The organism is Streptomyces sp. BA2, from assembly GCF_009769735.1.
Classification (GTDB): domain Bacteria; phylum Actinomycetota; class Actinomycetes; order Streptomycetales; family Streptomycetaceae; genus Streptomyces.
The window spans coordinates 4570320-4595795 of the sequence record NZ_WSRO01000002.1; the positions used below are offsets into that span (position 1 = coordinate 4570320).

Below are 25476 nucleotides of genomic sequence, written 5' to 3' on the forward strand. Positions count from 1 at the left end.
CCCCCGAGCAATCGAGTACCCTATACCCACTAGGGGTATAGGAAGCCAGTTGAGCCAGTGGCTTTCCTATCACTGCCCAGCAGAGTGACTGTCCAAGCAGGAGGACGCGATGACGACCACCGAGCCGGCCGGTGTGGCCATGAACACCGAAGCGCCCTCCGAGCCCGGCGGCCACGACCAGGGTGTCCACGGCTACCACAAGCAGAAGGACGAGCACCTCAAGCGGCTGCGCCGCATCGAGGGCCAGATCCGCGGCCTGCAGCGCATGGTCGAGGAAGACGTCTACTGCATCGACATACTCACCCAGGTCTCGGCCGGCACGAAGGCCCTGCAGTCCTTCGCCCTCCAGCTCCTGGAGGAGCACCTGCGCCACTGCGTGGCGGATGCGGCGGTCAAGGGCGGCGACGAGATCGACGCGAAGGTCGAAGAGGCCACGAAGGCGATCGCCCGCATGATGCGGACGTAAGGCTCCCGCCGGGGGACCGGACCCCTGCCCGCCGCTTCGCGGCGGATCCTGCCGCGACTACCCGGCTCTCGCCACCAGGCACCCACCCCGAGCCCACCGCTTCGCGACGGATCATCCCCGCCCGCCCACCCGATTGCCCCGCGGGGTAACGGGTGGGTGGGTGGGAGACATCCGCCGCGAAGCGGCGGGCTTGTGGTGTAGGGCAGCGGCCGGCAGGCCTGCGCCGGCGGGAAGCGAAGGCGGGGCCCGGGCCCTCGCTCCGGGGACGGGGGCTAGCCCCGGCCCTCGCCTCGCCGATGCTCCACGTCAGTGGAGACGTTCAGGACCTCGTCGATGCGGTCCGCACTCATCCGCTCCTCCGCAGCCGCACTCGCCGCGATGATGAGTTCGCCGCACAGCTCGATCTCGGCAAGGGCAACGTGGTCCTGAACCGTCGTACCGCGCACCAGAGCCACGTCCATCACCTCTTCCTGACCTTGCTTCCTGCCGGTACCGACTTCCTAGAGTAGGGAGCGGCCTACACAACGCGCATGGCACGGACGGACCATTTCCACACCCCTGGGCGCGACTAGCCGTGCACCCTACTTCTCGGCGATCTTCCCCGCGAAGATGTCCTCGCTCGCGGGCAGCCGCACGTCCACCCGCACCCCGAAGTCGAACAGCAGCGTGGTCGAAGCCACCTCGGCGTTCGCGACGCTGAAGTGCTGCCGCAGCTTCCGCAGCCGCCCCTGCTCGTCGAGGTACGCGTCGAACGGCACCCGGCCCTTGCTGAACCCTTTCGCCGCCGCCCCCAGGGCCCGCCGCTGTCCCTCGGACGCCGACTTCGCGGCCCGCGGCAGGTCAGCGGTCCCGCGGTAGTGCCGCACCTTCACGCCGGCCACCGCCGTCTCCCCCACGTACGACGCCTTGCTCACGCCCCGCAGCAGCTCCGCCGCGGCCAGCGGATCGGTGGCCCCGCCCGTGACCAGGTTGCCGTCCGACAGCGAGGCCGTGTCGATCCGCACCCACTTGTCGGCGGGCACCCCGGCCCCCCGGTTCTTCATGTAGAGCGCGCCGCTCGCCATCAGCTCGGTGATGGGCCGGTGCTCCTCGTCCCCGGCGGGATCCTTGGGAAGGACCACGACAAACCGCCCCACCTGCCGCCTGAAGTCGTACGAGCCCTGCCCACGGATGGTCACACGGGTCCCGCCGCTCGCCATCTCCATGGACGTACGCGCCTTGGAACTCCCCGCGCGGACAAGGGCGTCGGCGGAGTCCCGCACCACGTCGACGGCGTCCTGGGAGGCGCTGCGTCCGTCGTCCGCCGCGGCTCCGCCCCCCGAACAGCCCGTGGCGACGGCCATGAGACCCACCGCCGCGGCCGTGGCGACCGCCCCGCCTGTGCGCCTGTGCTGCTGACCCATCGCCCGACTACCCCCAAGCCTTCCCGCGAGGTGCTGTAGCCCCCTGTCGTTCCGTGTAACGACCGGTACGTTGACCCGGTCACGCGTAAGAGCGTTCACCCGGCGTGGGTACGGTGGAGTCGTGGCCGAGGAGCAACAGGACGAACCCCACCGCACGACAACGGTCGAGCAGGGCCGCTTCTGCGCGGCCACGTGCAGTTGCGGCTGGCGCGGCCCCGCCCGCAGAGCGCGCAGCAAGGCCCGGACGGACGCGGAGTCCCACATGCCGGACCGGTAGCCACCGGCCGCCGCACGCGACTCCCGCACAACTCCCCTTTCCGTTCACCGGAACCCACGGGTCCCGTACGCCGTCTCGTAAGCCGGGAAGCAACGGGAGGGGCGTCATGGAACGGCGTACGTTCATCAGCACGGCGGCGGCGGCAACGGCGGCCTTCGCGGCGGCGGGCTGCACGAGCTCCGGCGAAGGCGCGGGGACAGGCGGCGGCACCGGCGGGGGCACGGGCGGGGATGCCTCGCGCTCCGGCACCCCCATCCGCACGTCGAGCGCCGCCGCGTCCGCCGCGGCGAACCTCACTGCCCTCGCCAAGGACCTGGACGGCACCCTGGTCAAGCCGGGCGAGGCGAAGTGGGCGGCGGCCCGGCAGCTCTACAACACGCGCTACGACAGCCTGAAGCCGACCGCGGTCGCGTACGTGGCGAACCCGGACGACATACGCACGACGCTGGCCTACGCCCGCGCGCACGACGTCCCGGTCTCCATACGCAACGGCGGCCATTCCTACGGGGGTTGGTCGTCCGGCACGGGCCGCCTCATCGTCGACGTATCGAAGCTGAACAAGACCCGCGCCAGTGGCTCGACGGCCACGGTCGGGGCGGGCGCGAAGCTGATCGACGTCTACCGCGCGCTTGCCGCGAAGGGCGTGACGATCCCGGCGGGCTCCTGCCCGACGGTCGGCGTCTCCGGCCTGACTCTCGGCGGCGGCCATGGAGTGGTGTCGCGGGCGTACGGCCTGACCTGCGACAGCCTGACGTCGGCGACGCTGATCACGGCGGACGGCAAGCAGCTGACGGCGAGCAGGAGCGAGAACAAGGACCTGTTCTGGGCGCTGCGGGGCGCGGGGAACGGGAACTTCGGCGTGGTGACGGAGCTCCGGTTCCGCACGCACGCGGCTCCGCAGGGCGTCTCGGCGTACATGACCTGGCCCTGGTCGAAGGCGGCCGCGGTCATCAAGGCGTGGCAGGAGTGGGGCCCCGACCAGCCGGACGAGATCTGGTCGTCGGCGCACCTGGCGAACACACCGGGCGGGACACCCACGGTGTCGGTCGCGTGCTTCTCCCTGGGCACGTACGGCGAACTCCAGAACGCGGTGGACCGCCTGGCGGACAAGATCGGCGCCCCGGCGCGCAGCGTCTCGCTGAAGCGGCGCTCGTACGAGGAGTCGATGGAGGTGTACGCGGGCTGCTCGTCCTTCTCGGCGGACGCCCAGTGCCACCTGCCGGGCGCGACGCCGGGCCGGAGTCCGCAGGGCGCCCTCAACCGCGAGACGTACGCGGCAAGTTCGGACTTCTTCGACCGCTCGCTGTCGGCGGCGGGAATCCGCACGCTCCTCACCCAGGCGGAGAACGTGACGGGCGCGAGCGGTGGCAGCATCGCGCTGACGGCACTGGGCGGCGCGATCAACCGGGTCGACCCGACGGCCACGGCCTTCGTGCACCGCCGCAGCCGGATGCTGGCGCAGTACATCGCGTCCTGGCGCCCCGGCACGTCCGGCAAGCCGGCCCAGGCCTGGCTGAAAAGCGCCCACGGTTCGATGAGGCGGTACGCGTCCGGAGCGGCGTACCAGAACTACGCGGACCCGACTCTGACGAACTGGCGCGAGGCGTACTACGGTTCGGCGGCGGCCCGCTTGAAGCAGCTGAAGAAGCAGTACGACCCCAAGCGCTTCTTCGACTTCCCCCAGGCACTGTGACTGGCTCCTGAGCTGGCTCCTGAGCCTCGGGCGCCGTTGACCACCGGCTCCGCCGAGTTCGCCCTCAAACGCCGGACAGGCTGGATTTACGCCGCGAGATCCCGCTCATCCGGGCCGGAGGCCGCCGGCTGGGCCAGCTCCGCCACAGCCTCCCCCTCAGCCCCCGGAGCCGGCTTCGCCCACACCAGCCACCCGCCCCGCGCCGTCCGCCCGACAGCCTTGGCCACAGGCGTGAGCAGGGCCATCGCCAGCGGCGAGAGCAGCAGCGCGACGGCCGTTCCGAGCGCGAATCCGCCCACGACGTCCGTCGGATAGTGCACGCCCATAAAGACCCGGCAGAAGCCTTCGAGCAGGGCGAGAGCGATGCCGACAAGACCGAACTTCCGGTTGGCCACGAAAAGGCCGACGCCGAGAGCCATCGCGAGCGTCGCGTGATCGCTCACGAAGGAGAAGTCGGTCTTTCCGTGCACAAGGATCTCAAGGCCGTCGTGGTCCTTGAAAGGCCGACGCCGCTCCACAAATCCGCGGATCGGCACATTCACCAGGACGGCGATCCCGGCCGCCAAGGGCGCCCAGACAACGGCGGCGACAGAGGAAGCGGCGTCATCGAGCGAACCGCGCTTTCGCTGCCCCCACCAGCACCAGACGACCAGCAGAACAAGCGCGAGCAGCAGTCCGTACTCGCCGGCGAATGCGATCGTCTTCGCCAGCAAGGCCGGCGAATCCTCAGCCAGGCCGTTGATGTCGTAGAGCAGGCTGACGTCGGGGTTCGACCCTGTTGTGTCGAGTCCAGCCATGGTGCTGCGGCCCCTTGTCTCCTCGCCTCGGACGCACCTTGCCGTGCGCCCTTCCATCAACCCCCGTGGTCATTACTGCTTGCTGCGCGACTGCTTGCTGCGTGGTCAATGCCGCTCGCTACCGGGTGGAACGCGTGGCCCCCTTCACTACGTTCCACTCTCCACTGGATGATCACGCAGACGTTACCGAAGAGAGACTCATCACCGCAGCTCAGAGAAGTGTACTGACGGAGAGTTCAAGCCACATCACGCCCCGCTCACGCCTCCACAACGGACCCGTTTCGGGGCCGTCCGCGACCCTTCAGGCCGCGGACAGCTTGTCGGGCACGGCGTTCGCCCCGTCCTCGGTGACGCGAGTCGCGCCAAAATAATCCGGTGTGTCGATCGGGTCGAAACGGATCACCGCGCCGGGCCGTGGGGCGTTAATCATGTAGCCCCCGCCCACGTAGATCCCGACATGCCGGATGGCCCGGGAATTGGTGAGGTCGTCCGAGAAGAACACCAGGTCACCCGGGAGCAGTTCGTCCCGTTTCGGGTGAGGACCCGCGTTGTACTGGTCGTTGGCGACACGCGGCAGATCGATATCGACACTTCGATAGGCGGCGAGCGTAAGGCCGGAACAGTCGAACCGTCCGCCCTGATCGGCGGTTCCATTGCCGCCCCACAGATACAGCGTGCCGAGCTTCTTCTGCGCGTAGTAGATGGCTCCTGCCGCCTGCTGCGAGGGCTGCACCCTGCCGGTGGGCCGGGCGAAGCTCTTCTCCAGGTCCGTGATGGTCTTCACGTAATTCTGGGTCTCGCGGTAAGGCGGTACGCCGCCGTACTTGATGACGGCGTACGCACCCGCGTTGTACGCGGCGAGCATGTTCTCCGTCGGACGCCCCGGGGCGTCCTTCACATAACTGGCGAGTTTGCAGTCGTACGAAGCGGCGGAGGGGATGGCGTCCTTCGGGTCCCAGACGTCGCGGTCACCGTCACCGTCCCCGTCGAGCCCGTGCGTGGCCCACGTTCCCGGGATGAATTGCGCTATCCCCTGGGCCGCGGCCGGGCTCTTCGCGTTCGGGTTGAACCCGCTCTCCTGGTACAGCTGCGCGGCGAGGAGAGCGGGATTGATCGCCTTGCAGAGATTGCCCCACTTCTGCACGAGCGGCTGGTAGGTGGCGGGCACGGCACCTTTCGCGAGCCCGACGTTCCCCTGCCCGGCCCCGTTCGCGATGCTTCCGGCGGCCATGTAGGTCCCCACGACAAGCAGGGCGATGAAACTCATCGCCCCACCGATACCGACGGCCGCGACCAGCCAAGCCTTACGCACCGTCAACCACCCCTCACCGCGCGGGAGTCCGCCGCCGTTCAGTGTAGAGGCGGGACCTGTGCCTTCGGGGGATCACCACCGAGCTCGGCCCAGAGCAGTTTGCCGTCCCGGGCGGCGCCGAGGGGGTAGGCGCCCCAGGCATCGGCGCAAGCGCGCACAAGATGCAGCCCACGCCCGCTCTCGGCGTCCGCCGGGGGCACGGGCGGGCTCCCGGGCCGCCCGAATCCGGGCGGAATCCGCGGATCGGAATCCCACACGGCGACGCGGATGCCCTGCGGGGAGGAGTGGCGGAGGCGGAGGGCGTAGGGGCCGTCGGTATGGAAGTGGGCGTTGTTGAGCATCTCCGCGGCGAGGAGTTCAGCGGTGGGCACGAGCTGGGGGAGGCCGTACGTGGCGAGGACGGCGCGGAGGGTGGCGCGGGCGATGCCGGGGGCGCGGGGGTCGTGCGGGAGTTGGAGGGTGTAACTCCAGGGCGGGGATACGGTTGTCGGCAGCATGGAAGTCTCCGTTCGGGGTGGGGAGTTGCCGGGTCCGTGCGTCCGTGCTTGTGCCCGGTGACGTTGTCGCTCCGTCGAGCGGGGTGCTTCCGGGGATCGGCGCCACTCATAACGTAGCGGCGCGTTGTTAAGGTGTTAATCGAAAACCTGCAAAGCCCTGCACAACCACTCGTGTGAGTGACTGGACAGAGGAGAGGCGAGCGCGCCCGTGAGAACCAACCCGACGGGACGTCAACTCCGGCTGGGCAGCGAGCTTCGCAAGCTCCGTGAACGTGCCGGCCTCACGTCGACGGAGGCGGGGAAGCTGCTCGGCGTGAAGCAGAACCAGGTCAGCAACATGGAGTCCGGACGGCTCGGCATGAGTCCGGCACGAGTACGCGCCCTCGCCTGCCATTACGGCTGCTCGGACAGAACCCTCATCGAGGCGCTGGCCAGCATGACCGCTGAACGGGCACGCGGGTGGTGGGAGGAGTACCGCGAGATCCTGCCCGCCGGGCTACTCGACCTGGCCGAGGTCGAACACCACGCCACGCTGCTGCGAACCGCCGTGACCGTGCACATCCCCGGCCTTCTCCAAACCACGGACTACGCCCGCGAGATCTTCCGCCAGGACGTACCGGAGCTGTCACCCCCGGACATCGAGCACCGCATCTCGTACCGGATCAAGAGGCAGGCCGTGCTCTTCCGCGAAGCGCCAACACCGAACCAGGTGATCGTCCACGAGGCGGCTCTCCGGATGCAGTTCGGTGGCCCCACTGTGACCAGAACCCAGCTCAAGCACCTCGTGGACATGAGCGAGCGGGAGCACATCACCCTCCACGTGATCCCGTTCGCCGCTGGTACGTTCCCCGGCTCGGGGCAGTCGATCTACTACTCGGCAGGCGCGGTGCCCCAGCTCGACACGGTGAATCTCGACCAGTCACACGGCCCTGTGTTCCTGGACGCCGAGGCACAGCTCGACAAGTACCGCGTACTGCTCAACCGCATGGAGGCCACAGCGCTCCCGCCCGTGAAGTCCCGCGATTTCATCCACAGCATCGTCCAAGACCTGTAGAGGAACCCCTATGCCCCAGCTCAACTGGCAGAAGTCGTCCTACTGCGCCCAGGGCAACTCCTGCGTACACGTCGCCGCCCCCCGCCCCGGAACGACGATCCACATAACGGAGAGCGCCGACCCCACCGGAGCGATACTCACCGCACAACCCGCAGCCTTCGCGGCCCTGCTCCGCACCCTCAGCCCCTCCGGCGCTTGAGGAGCGGGGTCTGGGGCGGAGCCCCAGTTTCGGGAAGGGGTGCCCGCGCGCGGAGCGCGCTAATGGGTGCAGCGGGGAAAGCCCCGCAGGGCCACCCCCCGCACCCACCAGCCGCCGGTCCACCCTCCCCGCCCGTCCCCGCCCATCCCGCCCATCCCGCCCATCCGCGCGGTGGGACTTTTCTGCAATCCGCGCCCCGATGCTCCACCCGCATAGGAACAAATAACCGCATAACGCCTTCCTCCACTCCACCCATCCCCCAAAATTCCCACGAGGGACCCCCACAAGTGACCACCACCCCGCCCCCCGACATCCCCCCGAACCTCGACTGGATCCGCGCCGCCCCCGAAGGGGAAGAAGGCCCAGGCCCCTGGATCGAAATCGCGTACGGCCATGACGACGCCGTCTACCTACGGGAAACCAGCGCCCCCGAGAACGTCGTGACCACGACCCAGGCCAAGTGGGACGCCTTCGTACTCGGCGTACAGGCAGGCGAGTTCGACCACTTCGTGGAGGGCGTGGAGTGACAACGCCCCACCGGCCGGCTCGTGACTAGGCCTGGACGAACTCGTCCGTCAGTACGCACCCGTCGATCAGCGCAGGTGCCGTAGACACATCCCCATGACGCGTGTATCCCGTTCCCCCGTCGAGTAATGACGCCGGGACCCTAGATCACCCGCATGTTCATGATCAAAACCTCCCCCGCGCATCCCACCCGACCATTCCAGGCAAGGCACGTTCGCGCAGGTCAGGGCCCTGGAACCGTTCCAGCGTCCCGGATGGGCGGACGATCCTTGCTCTCGCCGAGGGCCTCCCCTTTAGCTGTGATCACCACTGAACAGCAGCACTTCTCCGGGGGATCCCATGAAGCACACCCGCAAGGCCGTCGCAGCAGTCATCGGCCTCGTCGCCGCCCTCTCGCTCACCGCCTGCAACGGCGACGACAACGCGTCGGCGGACACCAGCTCGCCCTCCGCGTCGGCGGACAAGGACAGCGGCAACGGGGACACCGGCACCGGCGCGAGCTCCGGCGGCGGCGAAGCCTCCCAGGGCACGGCCGCGGGCACCGGTGACAACAGCAACGGGAAGGTCGGCATCTGCCGTACCGACGAGCTCGAAGTGAACGCCACCGACAACACCACCGACAAGACGGAAGGCGTCGTCACCGTCGTCTTCAAGAACGGCGGCGGCCGCGACTGCGCCATCAAGGGCTTCGCAGGAGTCGACCTGACGGCGTCCACGGGCGACACCCTCTCCGTGAACCGCAACGGCGAGCAGCCCGTGCCGGGGGTCCTGAAGGACGGCGACTCCGCCGCCTTCAACATCACGTTCCCGTACAACAACTCGGGCGGCTCCGGCGTCCGCATCACCAGCCTCGTCGTGACGCCTCCGGACGAGACCAAGCACGTCACCCTCGACTGGCCCGCGGGCACGCTCCCGGTCTCCGACGGCGAGGGCGCGGTCAAGCTGGAGATCAGCCCGGTGGGCAAGGTCGGCTGACACCCCCGGCCCCAGCCCCGGCACTTGCTCAGGCACTTGCTCAGGCGGCCTGCCTCGGACGCACCACCTTGAAGCCGAAGCCGTACGTGCCGAGCGAATCCCCCACCCCTATGAACAGCAGCGCGGCGTGTTCCTGACCGCGCGCGGTCCCGATGCCGCCCAGGTCCAACTGGGCGGCATCGGGCCATCCCAGGTCGCTGAGCAGCTGCCGCGTCGTCCGCTTGGCGGCGGCGTCGTCACCGGACAGGAAGACCATGCCCGGCTCCTCCAGGCTCCCCGGATTCGTCATCACCACCGAGTCCATGGTGACGAGCGTCTTGACGACCGGCGTCTCGGGAAACGCCGCCTGAATCTCCTCGCTGAGGCTGTAGTTGGGGTGGGAGAGCTCCATGTTCTCGGTGAACCCGACACCGACGTCGACCAGCACCTTCCCGGCCAGGGCAGCCGCACCGATCCCCTTCAGCAGACCGACGGACTCCGTCCCGGGCGTGGCATTGACCAGCACCTCCCCATGCGCGGCAGCCTCCCCGAGCCCGACGACGGCGAACCCACCAAGCGCCTCTGCCCCACCCCGCTCCTCCGGGGAACGCGACCCCAGCACAACATCATGTCCGGCCCCCCGCCAGCCAGTTGCCAGCGCGCGAGCGACATTCCCTGTTCCAAACAGTCCGATTCGCATGAGGTCGACGCTAAAGAGTCCCCCGTTCGGGGGAATCGGACGGAGGTCGTGGGTTCGTTGGTCCCGTCGACGTACCCCACAAGCCCTAGACAGGCGGCAGACCGCAGCGCGAAACGAAGATCTTTTGCAAACGGAGATTCACCCCTTCCCGCAGATTTCGATTCACAGCCGTACCCTGCCCGGTACATACAGGTTGGGGCCCCTATGACGCAAACTTCGCACTAGCGAAACTGCGCACCCCATCGATAGCGTCGGTTGACCCAAGACAACCGCCAGGGGGCAGGAATGGCCGAGAGGCTGAGGCTCGACGCAGTCGAACTCGAAGGGTTCATGAAGCTGCTCGACGGATCAGTCACGTCCTTGAAGGGTCTACGGAGCGCTCTGGCCGGTGCGACTGTCGGCGGCCTGGGGACGGACGAACTCGACAAAGCCTGCGAAGACTTCCAGGAGGACTGGAAGTACGGCGCGGAGCAGATCGGTGAACAGGCGGAGGACCTCAGCAAGATCATCGAGCAGAGCAAGGACGCGTTCCTGGAGGTCGAGGATGCTCTGGTCAAGGCGTTGCACAAGGCCGGAAAGACCAACGACGACATCGTCGAGGTGCCGAAGTGACGGACGCCTCCACCTATCCGGATCTCGGCTTCAATCCGGCCCCCGGGAATTGCGACACCGTAAAAGAGCTGCATAAGAAACTGGGCAACTGCGTCACTGTCCTCCGCGACACACGCAAGGTCGTCACCAAGCTGATGGATGGCAGCTACTGGGAAGGCGATTCGGCAGTAGCCTTTCGCGAGACTGTCAAAGATGGGCCGCTGTCTCTCAACCTGAAGAATGCCGCACGCTCCATCGAAAAGGCTGCCAAGCAACTGGAGCGCTGGGAAGTCGATCTGGACGACTATCAGCGTCGGGCAAAAGCGCTGGACGGCAAGGCCAAGGACGCCCGGGAGGCGCTGAAGGCCGCGAAGGGCCACGCCGACACCGCCGGTGACGACCCCGACCTGGACAAGAAGGGTGCCAAGCAGGACGACGCGAAGAAGTCCCTGAAGCTCGCCAACGGCAAGGTCGAGGACGCTCAAGCGGAACTCGACCGGATCCTGGCGAGGGCGCGGAGTCTGGAAGAAGAGCACGGGAAACGGTCCGAATACCGCGCGACCAAGATTCGCGAAGCGACGGACAAACTGGCACCGCACGAGCCTGGCTGGCTCGAGGAATCCTGGGAGTGGGTCAAGGAGAACCTTCCGGATATCCTCAGCGCGGTTGCCGGGGTTCTCGCGCTGGCGGCGCTGATCTTCACCGGGCCTATTGCGCTGCCTCTTCTTCTGGTGGGTGCCGGGCTTCTCAGCGCGGGGGCGCTCGCGACTCGGCTTTCGGATCCGGAGGTGCGGGCGTCACTATGGGACGGGTTCACCAAGGGCGAGTTCGACTCCGATTTCTTCAGTAACTTGGTTTCGGTGGGCGCCGACACCCTGGGCATGGTGCCTGGACTCGGAGCCGCCGCCAAGGGTGGCATCGAAGCCACGCAGGCGATCCGCAGCGGGGGCGAAGTCCTGAGCCTCGGAGGAAAGATGGCCAAGTACGGCACTGCGGTCTCGGACAAAGCCACGGAGGTCAGCAACTTGGCCAACCCCTTGCTCCAACGCGCGTTCAGCTGGTCAGCAGATCCGCAGGTGTGGGCCGACAGCGTGGGCAAGGCTTCCGGCGGCATCGGCCTTGTGACTGCTGGATACGGCTTGTTCGATGACGACGAGCGCAGGGGCGAGGTCGGAACCGGGGTCGACGGCACACGACTCGGTGTCGACTTGCCCGGGTTCCCGGTTGCCGCACGCTACCTCTTCTCCTGACCCTCTCCATTGCAGAAAGAGTGACCCAGTGAACCCTGCCGACTTCGCCACTGCGTGGGACCACCCGCCAACGCGTCGCGCCTGGATCCTGCTCATGCTGAAGAACGTGGGCGGCCTGGTCGGTTGGATCGGCATCTGGATCGCCCTCCTGGGAATCTCACTCAAGACACCCAACTGGGCCGTATGGATCTTCATGCCGTACTGGCTCTACAGCCCTTATCGCATGCTCGTCCAGTTGAGCTACATCCCTACAGCTCTTCGCATGCTCCGCATCCTGCAGAGTTACCCATGGCAGGTGCTTCACGGTGTCTCGAATGGCCTGTCAAAGAGGCCGGAAGTCCTGGGCAATCAGTTCGGATGGTTCGAGTTTCCCAACCCTGCCGCCCCAGAACAGCAACTTCCCCTGGTCTTCGCCAAACACTTCCGCGTCACCTGGTGGCACCGCCGTATGGCACCCCGGGCCAAGCCTCAACTGAAGGCCCAGATCGAGACGGTCTGGTTCGCCGGGGACCCTCGCATGATCGGTCTCATCGCCGTACCTACTCCGAGCGGCACGACGCCTCGCCGGATGATGATCCTCAGCCAGCGCCTGGCGAAGGCCAATGGCGCCCGCCTCACGGAGTGGGGGGCCACACCCTCGGACCTCGAGCGTGCTCGGCACGCCGGATTCGTCCCAGCCGCTGATTCATTCCGCAAGAAGGAGACACCCCGTTGAGTACACCCGGGTTCATCCTCGACGAGTCGATGAATGAACCCAACGCCCACTTCTGGTTCGCCGTTCCCGCGGGCTTCAACCCGATCCCCATAGCTGCGCTGCTGAACCCGCCCGGCTCGGCTGGAGACCACGAGTTGCGCACCGCCATTGAGCCGCTCATGAAGTCAGCCCCGGACGACACCGCCCGCAAGCAGCTTCTGATGCAACTCGCCCTAGTCCAACAGCTACTGGCCGCCCTGATGGAAGCCACCACCGTTCACTGCTCGATCGGCCTGCACCGTGACGACATTTCCGTCAACGACAACGGCGGCTACCTGCTCTCCCTCCTCACCCTGTCCTGGCGAGATATCGCCACAGCAACGCCCGCCGTCACCGCCGCCAGAGCCGTCGCAGGCGCCGAGGGCCACACAAACATCGAGTACCTCGAACTGCCGTGTGGCCCGGCGTCGTTCAGCGAGCTGGTGCGCACCCCGAACGCCGAGTCCGGCCTCCCTCAGGATCCGATCCTCCAGGTCTTCGCCCACCTCCCACACCCGGACGGCAAACGCCTTGTGGTGCTCACGCTGGGCACCACCGCTGTGAGCCGGCGCTCGGAGTACCGGAGCCTGGTCCACCAGATGGCAGAGAACGTCAGCTTCGAGAACCCTCTGCTCGAGGCCGAAGCGATCGCCAAAGCCGAGAAGAGCAGCTAGCCGCCACCTCCAGAAGCCCGAGCTACAGCAGGGCGGGCGGCCGGGCTGAAGATCTTGGTCAGGTGGTAGTCCAGCGTGGCGCGTACGTCGTTCAGGGTGCGGCGGGCGTGCAGTACGTCGCCGCCCAGGCCGACCGCGGCGGCCACCAGTAGGTCGGCCTCGCGGCGGGCGTCCAGGCCGGGGGCCGTTTGCCCGCACTCCTGGGCCGTGGTGATGAAACCGGCGACTAGTTCCTCCAAGGGGTGGTCGTCGCTCAGGAAGACCTCCGCGATGGCGGGGTCGGTGAGGCTGCGGGCGTAGTACGCGGAGAAGACCCGCAAGGCCATGGCCCGTTGGGCGTCCAGCGGCAGGAACTCGTCGAGCATCGCGCTCAGTACGCCGCGCAGGTTCGCGGGGTCGAAGTGGATGCGGGTCCTGGCCAGGCGTTCGTTCTCGCGGTGGAGCATGTGCAGGGCGGCTACGAGGAGTTGGTGCTTGCTGCCGAAGTGGTACTGGACCATGCGGAGCGACACCCCCGCCTCTGCCGCGACCTCCCGCATGCTCGCCGCGTCCAGGCCCCGCTCGGCGGCGATGCGCCACACCGCCTCGGCGATCTGCCTGCGCCTGCGCGTCCGCGCGCCGGACGTGGGCGCGGGGCTCTCGGGCGCCGGGACGGGCGGCTGCTTCCGCCGCCGGTAGGCCCTCGCCTGGCAGCTGCGGGAGCAGTAGAGAGCGGGGCGGCCGCGCTTGCCCGCGGCGCTGATTCCGGCACGGCAGACCGTGCAGCGGGCCTGGTCCTTCTTTTCGTCACGCATATCTCTCACCATAGAACCTGGAATGTGTGACGAAATTGGAGGGAATGGCCTTGTGCGTGCGGAAATCTGGAAAGGGCGCTGATACGTTCGTAACGTGAAATACGACATCCTCCAGGTCCTCGGCGCGATCCTGATGTGTTTCTCCGCTCAAGGCCTCATCCGACTGCTCCTCGACCACGACTACACCGGCCTCCTCGGCTGGCTCCCCGGCGGCTTCGCGGTCCTCCTGGTCGCCTACGTCGTCGCGCTCGCCGCGGGCGTGCTCCTGACCGGCTGGTCCCACTCCCACGCGAAAGCGCTCGGCCGCCGGAACTGAGGGGAGCACGGGCGGTTGACGGGTGTCCAACTTTCCCCGATCGTTGGGGAATTGGGCGCAAATCAAAGCGCTGCGTTGTGACGGCTGGGGGGAGCCGAACATGCAACCTGGGGACGAGCACGGCAGCAGCACGCCGAGCGATGCGGTACCACCCGGCCAGGGCGGTCAGGCCGACCAAGGCGGACAGTTCGGCCAGGGCGGCCAGTTCGGCCAGGGCGGTCAAGGCGGCCAGTTCGGACCGCCGCCCCCAATTGCGCCGCCCCCGACGACACCCCCGCCTCCCGCAGGCCCGCCCACCTACGGCCCACCCCCGCCCGCACCCGCACCCGCACCCGACCCCCTGCGTGCCCTCTCCGCCGGGCTTCTCAATCTCACCGGCCTCGGCCTCGGCTACGTCCTCCTGAAGCGATGGCTCCTGGCCGCCCTGTGCTGGGCCGCGACCGCCGCGCTGCTCTTCGTGGCGTTCCCCGCTGAAGTCGACGGCGTCCCCGGCGGCGTACTCATCGGGTTCGTGGCCTTCCTGCTCCTCGCGGCGGCCGACGGGGCCCGCCGCGCCCTCCGTACCCACCAGGCCTGGCCCCTCCGCGCGCCGCTCGCCGTCGGGCTCGGGCTCGTTCTCCTCGCCGTCCCCGCCGGCGGCGTCATCGCGTACGACGCCGCGCGCGACGAAGCCGTCGAGGAGATGCTGCTCGACCGGCTCGACAAGGCCGACAAGATCGTCACGGCCGCCGACGGCCGCACCTTCGACGCGGCCGAGGACGACTACCGCTCCGCCCTCGCCATCTACCGCGACCTCGGCGACGACCACCCCGGATCGAAGGCCGCCAAGCGCGTCCCGGACAGCCTCACCGCGTACTACAAAGCCGTCGCCGCCCCTTACGAAGAGCGCAAGTACTGCGACGCCCTCGCCCCCCTGAAGTACCTCCGCACCCTCCCCAACACCCTCGGCAAGGATCGCGTAGGCACCCTCGCCACCTGGCCCGACGACCGCCTTGCCACCTCCCTCTACGAATGCGGCAGCCAGGGGATCGGAACCACCACCACGGCCGGAAGCGGCGGCGAGCTCGGTGAGCTCCTGCGGACGTTCCCCGACTCCGACCAGGCCAAGAAGGTCGAACCCGCCATCCGCGACGCCATCGACTCGCGCTCCTCCGACCTCAAGGGCTCCGACCCCTGCAAGGCCACCGAGGAACTCCGCGGCATCGGCTCCACCGCCAAGGCCCTCCCCGACGACGCGGGCGCCGGCCTCTCCGACGACGCGGCGAGCGCGGTGGAGTCCGGGGTGTACGCGTGCGGAGTGGACGAGTTCAAGGACGGGAAGTTCAGCCAGGCCGCCAAGACGCTCAACGACTTCGCGGGGACCTACAAGAGCAACGGCAAGCGCGACCGCGCCAAGGACATCGCCATCGCCGCCGAGATCGCCGACGCCCGCCCGGCGGCGGGCCGCAGCCTGCCGCCGACGAAGTCACCGGGCGGCGCGAAGCTCACGTACGTCGTCGAGAACGGCGGCCCCGGCCCGCTCGAAGTGCTCTACACCGGCCCCACCACCGGCAGCCTCAAGCTCACCTCGTGCGGCGGCTGCAAGACGTACACCAGCAAGGCCCAGGGCAAGAAGGCCTGCCTGGCGGGCAAGGGACACCCGCAGAAGACGCTCCGTCTGCCCCCCGGCGACTACCACTTCCTCTACAAGCGCGACACGAGCAGCGTGGGCAGCGTCCGCAACAACGCCGAGGGCAGCAAGGTCCAGCCTGGCTACCGCTACACCGACTGCTCGTACGTGGTGACGGGCGGCGGCCTGGGCGACCTCGACGGCCTGGACGGTCTCGATGGTCTGGATGGCCTCGACGGGGTTGTATGACCGATGATGTGAGTCCCCGTCACCGAACCAGGTCAGAATGAGACCTGGTCAGAGGGCACGCCGGGCCGTCATTGCCCGGCGTCACTCAGCGTGATACACAGAGTGACCATACGTTTCAGCCAACGAATGACGCCAAGTCGACATGCACTGGCCCGTTTGTCGGCGAGAATGAGCTGTCCTCTGTACTGCGGTAGGCAGAGGTGACGGAACAACCCACTAGGGGCGGTGAGTTACACATGCTTATGGCAGCCGAAAAGGGCGACATCACCACCATCATCGGCGGGATCGCCCCCGACTGGGGTCCCTTCGGGAGCCTGGGCAACGAGGCGCGGGTGATGATCGAGGTCGTGATGGCGATCGCCATCCTCCTCTGTCTCGGCATTGCGATCTGGGGCGCGGCGAAGCAGCGCATCGGCGCGACGGCGCTGCGCGACACGTTCAGTGCGGAGCAGGGCAAGGGCCTGATCATCGCGGGCCTGACCGGCGTCTTCATCATCGGATCGCTCGGCACGGTCTTCACCATCGTGTACGGGATGGCGGTCTAGCCCGCCACCACTTACGTCCCCGTTCCCTTCCCCGTCCCCGTCCTGTCCCCTCCCCCTGTCCCCCTTCGACCCACCCATCCGTCGTGCCCACCGGCTGAGGTTGCAACTCCCTGATGTCGAGTCACCACACCGCGCCCGCGCGGGAACCAGCACGGCTACCGTCGTACGTGGCGGTACACCGAGAGGTTGAGGGGGCGTGCGCGGCATGAGTCTCGACGACGAGCGAAACGACGGCCTCTACGGCGGCTCGGGCGAAACCCGGACGCGGCTTCCCGAGGGGGAGGGGGGCGGCCAGGACGGGTACGGCGGATCGCGCAGATCCAGCCGTTCTTCGTCACGGAGCCTCGTGACGGTGGTGGGTGTGGTGGTGCTGCTGATTGCGGCTATCGCCTTTGCGAACCGTGGGGGTGGGGGCTCCTCCGGAGAGGGCAGCGGGGACAGCGAGAAGCCGGGGGCGGCTCCCACCGCCCCTACCGGGGAGCGTCCTGTCGACGGCAAGACGTCGGGGATCCCCTCCGGGTTCGCGAAGAGCGAGCAGGGCGTACAGAGCGCCGCATCCAACTACGCGGTGACGCTGGTCTCGGCCGACATCCTCAAGCCCGCCCGCAGGGCCCAGATCGTGCGTCAGATCTTCGTGCCCGACAAGGTGGCCGCGCTGGAGCGGGACTTCGGCAAGACCTACTCCAAGGAATTCCTGGACAAGGTCGGCCTGGACGCGAACGGCAACCCCGCGCCCGGCGAGACCTACGTCTCGCGCACCGTGCCCGTCGGCACCAAAACCACCGCGTACGCGGACAGCGCTGCCACCGTGCAGGTGTGGTGCACCGGCGCCTTCGGCACGGCCGGACAGAACACGACGAACCCCGTGAGCAATGACTGGTTCACCATGACGTTCAAGCTGCGGTGGACCGGCGGGGACTGGAAGGTCGAGCGGTACTCCTCGAAGGACGGCCCGGCTCCCGTGAACGGCGACAACAAGGTCTCCACGGCCGACGAGATCGCCAAGGCCGTCCAGGAGTACGGAGGGTTCACGTATGCCCGGTAGCCGACGTGCCCTGAAGCTCACGGCCACGGTTGCCGCCGTGCAGTCTGCGGCGATCCTACTGGCCTCACGCGCCTACGCGGCGCCCGAACCGGACGACGAGAAGTGTGACCTCATCGTCGGCCCCGCCAAGAAGTACTGCGAAAAAGGCCAAGACGGCGGAGGAAGCGGAAGCGGAGGCGGAGGCGACTACCCCACCGAGTCCCCCCTCGACTCCACCCTCGACCCCCTCTCCTCCCTGGCAAAGGGCTGCGCCGACGCCGCCTCCTGGACCGTCGACAAGCTCTCCGAAGCCGTGAAGGAGACCGCCGAGGTCGACTTCACGAACCCCAGCTTCCTCAAGCAGTACGCGGTCGTCTTCGCCGCGTCCACCATCCTGACCCTGCTGCTCTGGCTCCTCGCGGTGGCCAAGCGCGCGGTGCGAGGCGTCCCCCTCACCACCGCGCTCTCCGAAGCCATCGGGTTCCTGTGGCTGACGGTCCTCGCGTCCGCCTTCACGCCGCTGATCCTCTATACGGTCGTCTCCGCGGCCGACGGCGTCACGGACGTCATCGCGAAGGCCACCGGCGGCCAGACGGACACCTTCTTCGGGACCTTCTCCGAGGCCCTGAAGAAGGGCGAGGACATCGGCGGCGGGCCGATCATGCTGATCGTCGTCTCGCTCGTGTCGATCCTCGCGGCCGGAGTGCTGTGGCTGGAGCTCGTCATCCGGGCCGCCCTGCTCTACGTAGGCGCCCTGCTCGGCACCGTCGTGTACGCGGGCCTCGTCGACAAGAACCTGTGGACGCACGTCCGCCGCTGGGCGGGGATCATGATCGCCGTCATCCTCGTCAAACCGATCATCGTCATCGTGCTCGGCCTCGCCGGCGCGCTCTCCGCCGACGACGGACCCGACGCGTTCTCCGCCGTCGTCTCCGGGCTCTCGATCATCCTGCTCGCCATCTTCGCGAGCGCCATGATCTACCGCTTCGTCCCCGGCTTCGGCGACGAGATCGCGGGCTCCCGGAACAACCGCATCTCCCAGGGCGCCGAGAACCGCGCCGCGGCCGTCATCACCTCCCCCGCGTCCCTCGTCTCCCAGGGCATCAAGACCCACAGCTCCCGTGGAGGCGGAGGCGGAGGCGGCAACAACCAGTCGCGGCCGTCCAACCCCGCCAGCGGCGGCGTCGCCGCCCACAGCAGCCGCCCCAGCGGAGGCGGCGGCTCGTCGAACGGCGGCGGATCTGTCCCCTCCGCCGCACCCCCGCCCCGGGGCAGCGCGACCAGCACTCCGCACGCGCGCAACCGCGGCTCGGGACACGGCTCCACAGGTTCCACTGGCACTACCAATCGCACGGGAGGTGAAGGGCGTTCATGACCACCCAGTCCCACGTGTCCCATCCGGTCGCGCCCCGCCGCACATATCTGATCGGCCGCGCACGGCCGAACGCGATCGTCGGCAAGAACCGGGAGACCGGTGAGATCGCGCTGATCATCGCCGGCGCCTTCGTCGGAATGATGTGCGGCCTCCTCGTCCCGGTCCTCTCCCTGCGCATCGTGCTGCTCATGGGCTTCCCGATGCTGGCGATCGCCGCGGTCTACGTCCCCTACAAGGGCCGCACGTTCTTCAAATGGTTTGAAATCAACCGCAGCTACAAGCGCTCCCTGAAGCACGGCACCGCCTACCGCTCCGCCACCCCCGAAGCGGGCGTCCGCTTCGACGGCAGGGAGGTCGAGGTCGGCCCGCCGCCCGGGATCGGCCGCATCAGCTGGCTGGCCGCGCCCTTCGGGCCGGATGAAATCGCCGTACTGCTGCACGCCGACCGGCGCACCGTCACCGCCGCCATCGAGATCGAGGGGCCGGGCGTAGGCCTTCGCGACTCCGAGGACCAGGAGGCGCTGGTCGACCGGTTCGGGACGCTGCTCAAGCACGTCGCCAACGGCGACGGCTTCGTGACGCGGCTCCAGATGCTCGCGCGCACCCTTCCCGCCGACCCGGACGCCCACGCCAAGGACGTCACCGTACGAGGCGACGACCGGGCACTGCCCTGGCTTCAGCAGTCGTACGAGCAGCTCCAGTCGATGGTCTCCACCAGCAGCGAGCAGCACCGCGCGTACCTCGTGGCCTGCATGCACTACTCCCGCGACCTGGCCGCCGAGGCCCAGGCGATGGCCCGCGCCAGCCGCCCGCACGGAGGCCGGAAGCTCGACAAGGACGCCGGTCTCGCGGTCGTCATGGCGCGCGAACTGACCGACATCTGCTCGCGGCTCCAGGAAGCGGACATCCGCGTACGACAGCCGCTGGGCCAAGGGCGGCTGTCGTCCCTCGTGCACTCCATGTACGACCCGGACCACCCCATCGACCACATCCAGGCGATGACCAAGCGCAACGCATGGCCCGCCGAGCTCGACGCCATGGAGCCCACCTACCTCCAGGCCAAGACCCGTGAGTCCTCCACCCGCGCGCCCTGGTGTCACGCCACGGCCTGGGTGAAGGAGTGGCCGATGACGCCCGTCGGCGTCAACTTCCTCGCCCCGCTGCTCGTCCACACCCCGGACGTGATCCGCACGGTCGCCGTCACCATGGACCTCGAACCCACCGAGGTCGCCATCGAGCGCATGCTGACGGAGAAGACGAACGACGAGGCCGAAGCCAGCCGCCAGGCCAAGCTGAACCGCACGGTCGACCCGCGTGACATCGCGTCGAACTCCCGTCTGGACCAGCGCGGCGAGGACCTCGCGAGCGGCGCGGCCGGCGTCAATCTCGTCGGCTACATCACCGTCTCGTCCCGTTCCCCCGAAGCCCTCGCGCGCGACAAGCGCACCATCCGGGCCTCGGCCGGGAAGTCGTATCTGAAGCTGGAGTGGTGCGACCGCGAGCACCACAGGGCCTTCGTCAATACGCTGCCGTTCGCGACCGGCATCCGACGCTAGAGACGTAGAGGCGAGGGCTGCCACCATGCGGGATCCGCTGACCATCCTCACGGACGCCTTCACGTCCTTCCTGTTCGGGAAGGTGGAGACGACCAGACTTCCCGTGCGTACGTCGACGGGGCAGGCCCAGGCGGTCTATCTGCCGACGGCCGCCCCCGGCCTCGGCGACTCGGGCGTGATCATCGGGCGCGAGGTGTACTCCGGCAAGGGATACATCTACGACCCGTTCCAGCTCTACGGCCAGCAGCTCCCGGCCCCCCACTGGCTGGTGCTCGGCGAGTCGGGCAACGGCAAGTCGGCGCTCGAGAAGACGTACGTCCTGCGGCAGTTGAGGTTCAAGGACCGCCAGGTCGTCGTCCTCGACGCGCAGGGCGAGGACGGCGTCGGCGAATGGAACCTCATCGCCCAGGAGCTGGGGATAACTCCCATCCGCCTCGACCCGACGGCCGCCCTGGACATGGGCATCCGCCTCAACCCGCTGGACCCCTCGATCACCACGACGGGTCAGCTCGCCCTGCTCCGCACGATCATCGAAGTCGCGATGGGGCACGGCCTCGACGAGCGCTCGGGCTTCGCGCTCAAGGTCGCCCACGCGTACGTGAACGAGACGATCGTGGAACGCCAGCCGGTCCTGACCGACATCGTGGAGCAGCTGCGCCACCCGGAGCCGGAGTCGGCCGAGGCCATGAACGTCGCCATAGACGACGTACGGGCATGGGGTCTGGACGTCGCGCTCGTCCTGGACCGCCTGGTGGACGGTGACCTGCGGGGCATGTTCGACGGCCCGACCACGGTCGGCATCGACCTGGACGCGCCGCTGATCGTCTTCGACCTCTCGCACATCGACCGCAACTCGATCGCGATGCCGATCCTGATGGCGATCGTGGGCGTCTGGCTCGAACACACGTGGATCCGCCCTGACCGCAAGAAGCGCATCTTCCTGGTGGAAGAGGCGTGGCACATCATCAACTCCCCCTTCGTGGCGCAGCTGTTCCAGCGGCTGCTGAAGTTCGGGCGGCGGCTCGGTCTGTCGTTCGTGGCGGTGGTGCACCACTTGAGTGACGTGGTGGACGGGGCGGCGGCCAAGGAGGCGGCGGCAATCCTGAAGATGGCGTCGACCCGCACCATCTACGCCCAGAAGGCGGACGAGGCGAGAGCGACCGGCCGGGTCCTCGGCCTGCCACGCTGGGCGGTGGAGATCATCCCCACCCTCACGCCTGGCATCGCGGTGTGGGACGTGAACGGCAACGTCCAGGTCGTCAAACACCTGATCACGGAGACTGAACGCCCCCTGGTCTTCACCGACCGCGCCATGACGGAATCGTCGGCGGACCAGCTGCTCGGCGACGACGCGATGCGGGCGGCGGAGCTGGAGGCGGAGGAGCGGGCGGCGTACATGGAGCAGCAGATGAACGGTCCGTCGTCGTCGCGTTCCGGGGTGGCGTAGGGGATGGGGTACCGGGAGCCCGAGCCTTCCGACTACCGCTACCGGGACGGGCGGCGCGAGTCACGGGAACGGGGCATCCCCGACGGCCTCCTGGTGGGCGGCCTCGCCTTCGTGCTCGGCCTGACGGTGCTCGTCTGGTCGGCGACGGGCCTGGCGGGCCTGTTCTCGCACGGCTCCTGGCCCAAGAACGTCACCTTCGGCAATACGCCGGTGGCGATGCGGCACCTGGTACAGCAGCCGCACGACATCGCGGGCGCGTGGCCGGCGACCCCGGCACCTCAACTCACGGGCTACGGCCTGTTCTGGGGCCTGCTGATCGGCCAGCTGATGGTCCTCGTGGTGCTCACGATCTTCGTGATGGGGACGGTCACGCGGTGGAGGGCGGTACGAAGGGCGAGGCGCGAGGCGCCACCAGAACCCGCCGTCGCCCCGGTTGTGGGCAATCGTCCCGCAGGGCGATGGGGGTCCCCCCGCTCGAGCGCAGCCGAGAGTGGGGGAGGGTGGGCACAGCCCACACCGCCGGGCGCCGATGAACAGGACGTCAGGGCTGCGGTGCCGCAGAGCACCGAGGTGCTGGGTGCAGAGACAGCCACGGTTCCTACCCCTCGTACCCCCCTGGTACTGGGCCCCCAAGAAACCCGCAGACCCCTAGCCGCAGAAGCAATCCGAGACGCAGAGGGCGCAGCCCTAGTACTGACATCGGACCCCACCCTGTGGGAAGAGACAAAAGACGCCAGAGCGAAGCTCGGCCCAGTCCTCGTCTACGACCCCTCCCACCTCTGCGACACCCCCGCAAGACTGCACTGGTCCCCCACCACCGCCTGCGAGGACAAGGCAACCGCGGCACAACGAGCCACCGCCCTGCTGGCCGCCATAAGGCCAAGCGCCAAGCTGGACAGCACCGTCGCCGACACCGCCGAAACCCTCCTCCGCAGCTTCCTCCACGCGGCAGCGGTGGACGGCCGCCCGGTCAAGCACGTACACCGCTGGGCACAAGGCACCCAAGTCCAAGAGGCAGTCCGCATCCTCCGCACCCACCAGAAGGCCACCGCGGGAGCCGCGGGCGAGCTGGAGGCGGCCCTCACGGCGTACCCGGAACGGCGCGACATGGCCCAGGAGTTGACGGCACGCGCACTGTCCGCCCTCTTCACCCTGAACGTACGGGAATCGTGCACCCCAAACCGAACCGATTCCCTCACCCTGGATTCCTTCATCGATGAAGGGGGCACGCTTTTCGTGGTGGGTGAACCCATCGAGGACCCCAAATCGCCCAAGGGGCCGGGCGCGATGCCCCTCCTCACGGCACTCGCCTCAAGCGTGGTCGAGCACGGCCGGCGCATGGCCGAACGGTCATCCTCCGGTCGGCTCGACCCACCAATGACGCTGGTCCTCGACGACGTGGCCGCCGTAGCACCGCTCCCCCAGCTCCCGGAGCTCCTGTCCACCGGCGCGGACCGCGGCCTGCCCACCCTGGCCCTCCTCCGCTCCCGCGAACAGGCCCGAGCCCGCTGGCCGCACGCGGAGCTCCCCGGCTGACACCCGGCGCGGGCCACGGCCTCAGGGTCGCCGTCCTACCCCGGTACTACCCGTACCCGCCCACGTCCCGCCCCTGGTCCGACGCCCCGCACCCCCGCGAGCGCCAGCATCAGAAGCATGATTCGGGCATACGAACTCACCAAGCGCTACGGCGACAAGACCGTCGTGGAGGACCTCTCCTTCACCGTCCACCCCGGTACCGTCACCGGCTTTCTCGGCCCCAACGGCGCGGGCAAGTCCACCACCATGCGGATGCTCCTCGGCCTGGACGCCCCAACTCGCGGCCGCTCCACGGTCGGCGACCGGACGTACGCGACGCACACCGCGCCCCTGCACGAGGTGGGCGCGCTGCTGGAGGCAAGGTCCGTCCATCCGGGCCGCACCGCCTTCCACCACCTCATGGCGCTGGCCCACACGCACGGCATCCCACGCCGCCGCGTCGAGGAGGTGCTGGACCTCGTGGGCATCCACGAGGTGGCCCGCAAGCGCGTGAAGGGCTTCTCGCTCGGCATGGGCCAGCGGCTCGGTATCGCGGCCGCGCTCCTCGGCGACCCGGCCGTCGTCATCCTCGACGAGCCGGTCAACGGCCTCGACCCCGAGGGCGTCCTGTGGATCCGCAACCTCCTCAAGTCCCTTGCCACGGAAGGCCGTACGGTCCTCGTCTCCTCACACCTCATGAGCGAGATGGCACTGACCGCCGAGCACCTGATCATCATCGGCCGCGGCAAACTCCTCGCGGACACGACGGTCGAGACGTTCGTACGTGAGTCGGGCACAGGCTCCGTCAAGGTCGTCACCCCCGAGGCGGGCCTCCTCGGCGAGCTGCTCGCCGCACCCGGCGTACAGATCACAAGTGACGCGCCGGGCGTACTCGACGTACGCGGCGCGGACGGCGAGCACATCGGCCGCACGGCGGCGCAGCACGGCATCCCCCTCTTCGAACTCACCCCGCACACGGCATCGTTGGAGCAGGCATTCATGGACCTGACGCGGGATTCGGTCGAGTACGTCGCGTCGGTGTCCACCGCCGCCGACGCGACCGCCGACGCGACCGCCGACGCGACCGCCGGCGTCCCGGAAGTCCCGGAAGTCCCGGAAGGAGCAGCGGCATGAGCACCGTCACGACAACAGCCCCCTACCGCCTGTCCTCCCGCGGGATCCTCCGCTCCGAGTGGCACAAGCTGTGGACGCTCCGCTCCACCTGGATCACGCTCGGCCTGGCGAGCGTCTTCACCGTCGTCCTCGGCATGATCCTCGCCGCCACCTACACGTCCAGCCCCGGTGACGAGATCGACCCGGTCACGTACGCCCTGCTCGGCACGCAGATCGGCCAGGTCGCGATCGCGGTCCTCGGCATTCTCGTCACCGCGGGCGAGTACTCGACGGGCCTGGTGCGGGCCACGATGGCCGCGGTGCCGCGCCGGGTGCCGGTGCTCCGGGCGAAGACGGCCGTGTTCGCCGCGGTGGCGCTCGGGACGCTGCTGGTCACGAACTTCCTCACGTTCCCGCTAGCCCAGATGTTCCTCGGCGGCACGGACCTGGAGGCGTCACTCGGCGACCCCGGCATCGCGCGCGCCGTCGCCGGATCCGCCGCCGGGACGGCCCTCATCGGCGTCATCGTGCTCGGCCTCGGCTCGGCCCTGCGCAGCATCCCGGGCACGATCGGCGCGTACGTAGGCGGCCTGATCCTCCTGCCGCAGCTCGCCACGATGATCCCGAACTACACGGTGCAGGATCTCCTGAACTACTTCCCGCTACCCGCCGCCGAGTCCCTCGCGGCCCTGAACACCTCGCCCGGCGACCTCTCACCCGGCGCGGGCCTGCTGACCCTGTGCGTGTGGGCGGCGGCTTCCCTGGCGGCAGCGACGTATCTGTTGAGGCGACGGGACGTATGAGCATG

Annotated in this window: 28 protein-coding genes; 21 read left to right on the forward strand and 7 right to left on the reverse strand. The window is 68.5% G+C overall.

Annotation, left to right across the window (positions count from 1 at the left end; all coding sequences use genetic code 11):
* Positions 1–109: 109 nt before the first annotated feature.
* Positions 110–466: a metal-sensitive transcriptional regulator gene (locus E5671_RS23235; RefSeq protein ID WP_160505880.1), complete on the forward strand. Its 357-nt coding sequence runs from the start codon at positions 110–112 to the stop codon at positions 464–466.
* A 272-nt stretch (positions 467–738) separates the two neighbouring features.
* Here the strand turns inward: E5671_RS23235 and E5671_RS45455 are convergent, their stop codons facing one another.
* Entirely contained in the window at positions 739–927 is a 189-nt protein-coding gene (locus E5671_RS45455) for a hypothetical protein (protein WP_202121227.1), read from the reverse strand.
* Positions 928–1047: 120 nt separating this feature from the next.
* Positions 1048–1869, reverse strand: a complete 822-nt coding sequence (locus E5671_RS23240) for a hypothetical protein (RefSeq protein WP_160505881.1) — start codon at positions 1867–1869, stop codon at positions 1048–1050.
* Positions 1870–1990: 121 nt separating this feature from the next.
* Here E5671_RS23240 and E5671_RS45460 point away from each other — a divergent pair, with 121 nt between their 5' ends.
* Complete coding sequence (locus tag E5671_RS45460) at positions 1991–2146, forward strand: hypothetical protein (protein WP_336605823.1); 156 nt, start codon at positions 1991–1993, stop codon at positions 2144–2146.
* A gap of 106 nt (positions 2147–2252) precedes the next feature.
* Positions 2253–3839 carry an FAD-binding oxidoreductase gene (locus E5671_RS23245; RefSeq protein ID WP_160505882.1) on the forward strand — a complete coding sequence of 529 codons (1587 nt, stop codon included), beginning with the start codon at positions 2253–2255 and terminating at the stop codon, positions 3837–3839.
* Between the two features lie 86 nt (positions 3840–3925).
* On the opposite strand, the gene E5671_RS23250 is transcribed toward E5671_RS23245, so the two are convergent.
* The 3 genes from E5671_RS23250 to E5671_RS23260 form a co-directional block, all read right to left on the reverse strand.
* The gene (locus E5671_RS23250) at positions 3926–4636 is read right to left on the reverse strand and encodes a phosphatase PAP2 family protein (protein WP_160505883.1); all 711 of its coding nucleotides are present in this window, start codon (positions 4634–4636) and stop codon (positions 3926–3928) included.
* Positions 4637–4937: 301 nt separating this feature from the next.
* Entirely contained in the window at positions 4938–5948 is a 1011-nt protein-coding gene (locus E5671_RS23255) for an NlpC/P60 family protein (RefSeq protein ID WP_160505884.1), read from the reverse strand.
* Positions 5949–5986: 38 nt separating this feature from the next.
* A complete protein-coding gene (locus E5671_RS23260) occupies positions 5987–6445 on the reverse strand; it encodes an ATP-binding protein (RefSeq protein WP_160505885.1) in 459 nt (152 codons plus the stop codon).
* A gap of 208 nt (positions 6446–6653) precedes the next feature.
* Between E5671_RS23260 and E5671_RS23265 the strand changes: the two genes are divergently transcribed.
* The 4 genes from E5671_RS23265 (at position 6654) to E5671_RS23280 (ending at position 9198) form a co-directional block, all read left to right on the forward strand.
* Complete coding sequence (locus tag E5671_RS23265; protein ID WP_160505886.1) at positions 6654–7499, forward strand: Scr1 family TA system antitoxin-like transcriptional regulator; 846 nt, start codon at positions 6654–6656, stop codon at positions 7497–7499.
* 10 nt (positions 7500–7509) lie between these two features.
* Complete coding sequence (locus tag E5671_RS23270; protein ID WP_160505887.1) at positions 7510–7698, forward strand: DUF397 domain-containing protein; 189 nt, start codon at positions 7510–7512, stop codon at positions 7696–7698.
* Between the two features lie 287 nt (positions 7699–7985).
* Positions 7986–8225 (forward strand): DUF397 domain-containing protein, encoded by a 240-nt coding sequence (locus E5671_RS23275; protein WP_160505888.1) that lies wholly within the window; start codon positions 7986–7988, stop codon positions 8223–8225.
* A 337-nt stretch (positions 8226–8562) separates the two neighbouring features.
* The gene (locus tag E5671_RS23280) at positions 8563–9198 is read left to right on the forward strand and encodes a DUF4232 domain-containing protein (protein WP_160505889.1); all 636 of its coding nucleotides are present in this window, start codon (positions 8563–8565) and stop codon (positions 9196–9198) included.
* A gap of 40 nt (positions 9199–9238) precedes the next feature.
* Here the strand turns inward: E5671_RS23280 and E5671_RS23285 are convergent, their stop codons facing one another.
* Positions 9239–9877: an NADPH-dependent F420 reductase gene (locus E5671_RS23285; RefSeq protein ID WP_160505890.1), complete on the reverse strand. Its 639-nt coding sequence runs from the start codon at positions 9875–9877 to the stop codon at positions 9239–9241.
* A 285-nt stretch (positions 9878–10162) separates the two neighbouring features.
* Here E5671_RS23285 and E5671_RS23290 point away from each other — a divergent pair, with 285 nt between their 5' ends.
* The 4 genes from E5671_RS23290 to E5671_RS23305 all read left to right on the forward strand — a co-directional run bounded on the left by E5671_RS23290 (position 10163) and on the right by E5671_RS23305 (position 13125).
* Positions 10163–10489, forward strand: coding sequence for a hypothetical protein (locus tag E5671_RS23290; RefSeq protein ID WP_160505891.1), 327 nt, complete (start codon positions 10163–10165; stop codon positions 10487–10489).
* The gene (locus E5671_RS23295) at positions 10486–11718 is read left to right on the forward strand and encodes a PspA/IM30 family protein (RefSeq protein WP_160505892.1); all 1233 of its coding nucleotides are present in this window, start codon (positions 10486–10488) and stop codon (positions 11716–11718) included. Before E5671_RS23290 ends, E5671_RS23295 begins: the two co-directional genes overlap by 4 nt.
* 94 nt (positions 11719–11812) lie before the next feature.
* Positions 11813–12433 carry a hypothetical protein gene (locus E5671_RS23300; RefSeq protein ID WP_160505893.1) on the forward strand — a complete coding sequence of 207 codons (621 nt, stop codon included), beginning with the start codon at positions 11813–11815 and terminating at the stop codon, positions 12431–12433.
* Complete coding sequence (locus tag E5671_RS23305) at positions 12430–13125, forward strand: hypothetical protein (protein WP_160505894.1); 696 nt, start codon at positions 12430–12432, stop codon at positions 13123–13125. Before E5671_RS23300 ends, E5671_RS23305 begins: the two co-directional genes overlap by 4 nt.
* Here the strand turns inward: E5671_RS23305 and E5671_RS23310 are convergent.
* Positions 13122–13919: a TetR/AcrR family transcriptional regulator gene (locus E5671_RS23310; protein ID WP_160505895.1), complete on the reverse strand. Its 798-nt coding sequence runs from the start codon at positions 13917–13919 to the stop codon at positions 13122–13124. The two genes, E5671_RS23305 and E5671_RS23310, sit on opposite strands and share 4 nt — an antisense overlap.
* Positions 13920–14013: 94 nt before the next feature.
* On the opposite strand from E5671_RS23310, the gene E5671_RS23315 reads away from it, so the two are divergent.
* From E5671_RS23315 to E5671_RS23360, 10 genes are all read left to right on the forward strand, one after another.
* Complete coding sequence (locus E5671_RS23315; RefSeq protein WP_160505896.1) at positions 14014–14235, forward strand: hypothetical protein; 222 nt, start codon at positions 14014–14016, stop codon at positions 14233–14235.
* A gap of 100 nt (positions 14236–14335) precedes the next feature.
* Complete coding sequence (locus E5671_RS23320) at positions 14336–16093, forward strand: hypothetical protein (protein ID WP_160505897.1); 1758 nt, start codon at positions 14336–14338, stop codon at positions 16091–16093.
* 236 nt (positions 16094–16329) lie between these two features.
* Positions 16330–16638, forward strand: coding sequence for a hypothetical protein (locus E5671_RS23325; protein WP_160505898.1), 309 nt, complete (start codon positions 16330–16332; stop codon positions 16636–16638).
* Positions 16639–16843: 205 nt separating this feature from the next.
* Positions 16844–17683: a hypothetical protein gene (locus E5671_RS23330; RefSeq protein WP_160505899.1), complete on the forward strand. Its 840-nt coding sequence runs from the start codon at positions 16844–16846 to the stop codon at positions 17681–17683.
* Positions 17673–19037: a hypothetical protein gene (locus E5671_RS23335; RefSeq protein WP_160505900.1), complete on the forward strand. Its 1365-nt coding sequence runs from the start codon at positions 17673–17675 to the stop codon at positions 19035–19037. Before E5671_RS23330 ends, E5671_RS23335 begins: the two co-directional genes overlap by 11 nt.
* Positions 19034–20593 carry an SCO6880 family protein gene (locus tag E5671_RS23340; protein ID WP_160505901.1) on the forward strand — a complete coding sequence of 520 codons (1560 nt, stop codon included), beginning with the start codon at positions 19034–19036 and terminating at the stop codon, positions 20591–20593. The genes E5671_RS23335 and E5671_RS23340 overlap by 4 nt, the downstream gene beginning before the upstream one ends.
* 25 nt (positions 20594–20618) lie before the next feature.
* A complete protein-coding gene (locus E5671_RS23345) occupies positions 20619–22040 on the forward strand; it encodes an ATP-binding protein (RefSeq protein ID WP_160505902.1) in 1422 nt (473 codons plus the stop codon).
* Positions 22041–22043: 3 nt separating this feature from the next.
* On the forward strand, positions 22044–23576 hold the full coding sequence (locus E5671_RS23350; RefSeq protein WP_160505903.1) for a type IV secretory system conjugative DNA transfer family protein: 1533 nt from the start codon (positions 22044–22046) through the stop codon (positions 23574–23576).
* 117 nt (positions 23577–23693) lie between these two features.
* On the forward strand, positions 23694–24689 hold the full coding sequence (locus E5671_RS23355; RefSeq protein ID WP_160505904.1) for an ATP-binding cassette domain-containing protein: 996 nt from the start codon (positions 23694–23696) through the stop codon (positions 24687–24689).
* Positions 24686–25471: an ABC transporter permease gene (locus tag E5671_RS23360; protein WP_160505905.1), complete on the forward strand. Its 786-nt coding sequence runs from the start codon at positions 24686–24688 to the stop codon at positions 25469–25471. The genes E5671_RS23355 and E5671_RS23360 overlap by 4 nt, the downstream gene beginning before the upstream one ends.
* The last annotated feature ends 5 nt before the right edge of the window (positions 25472–25476 follow it).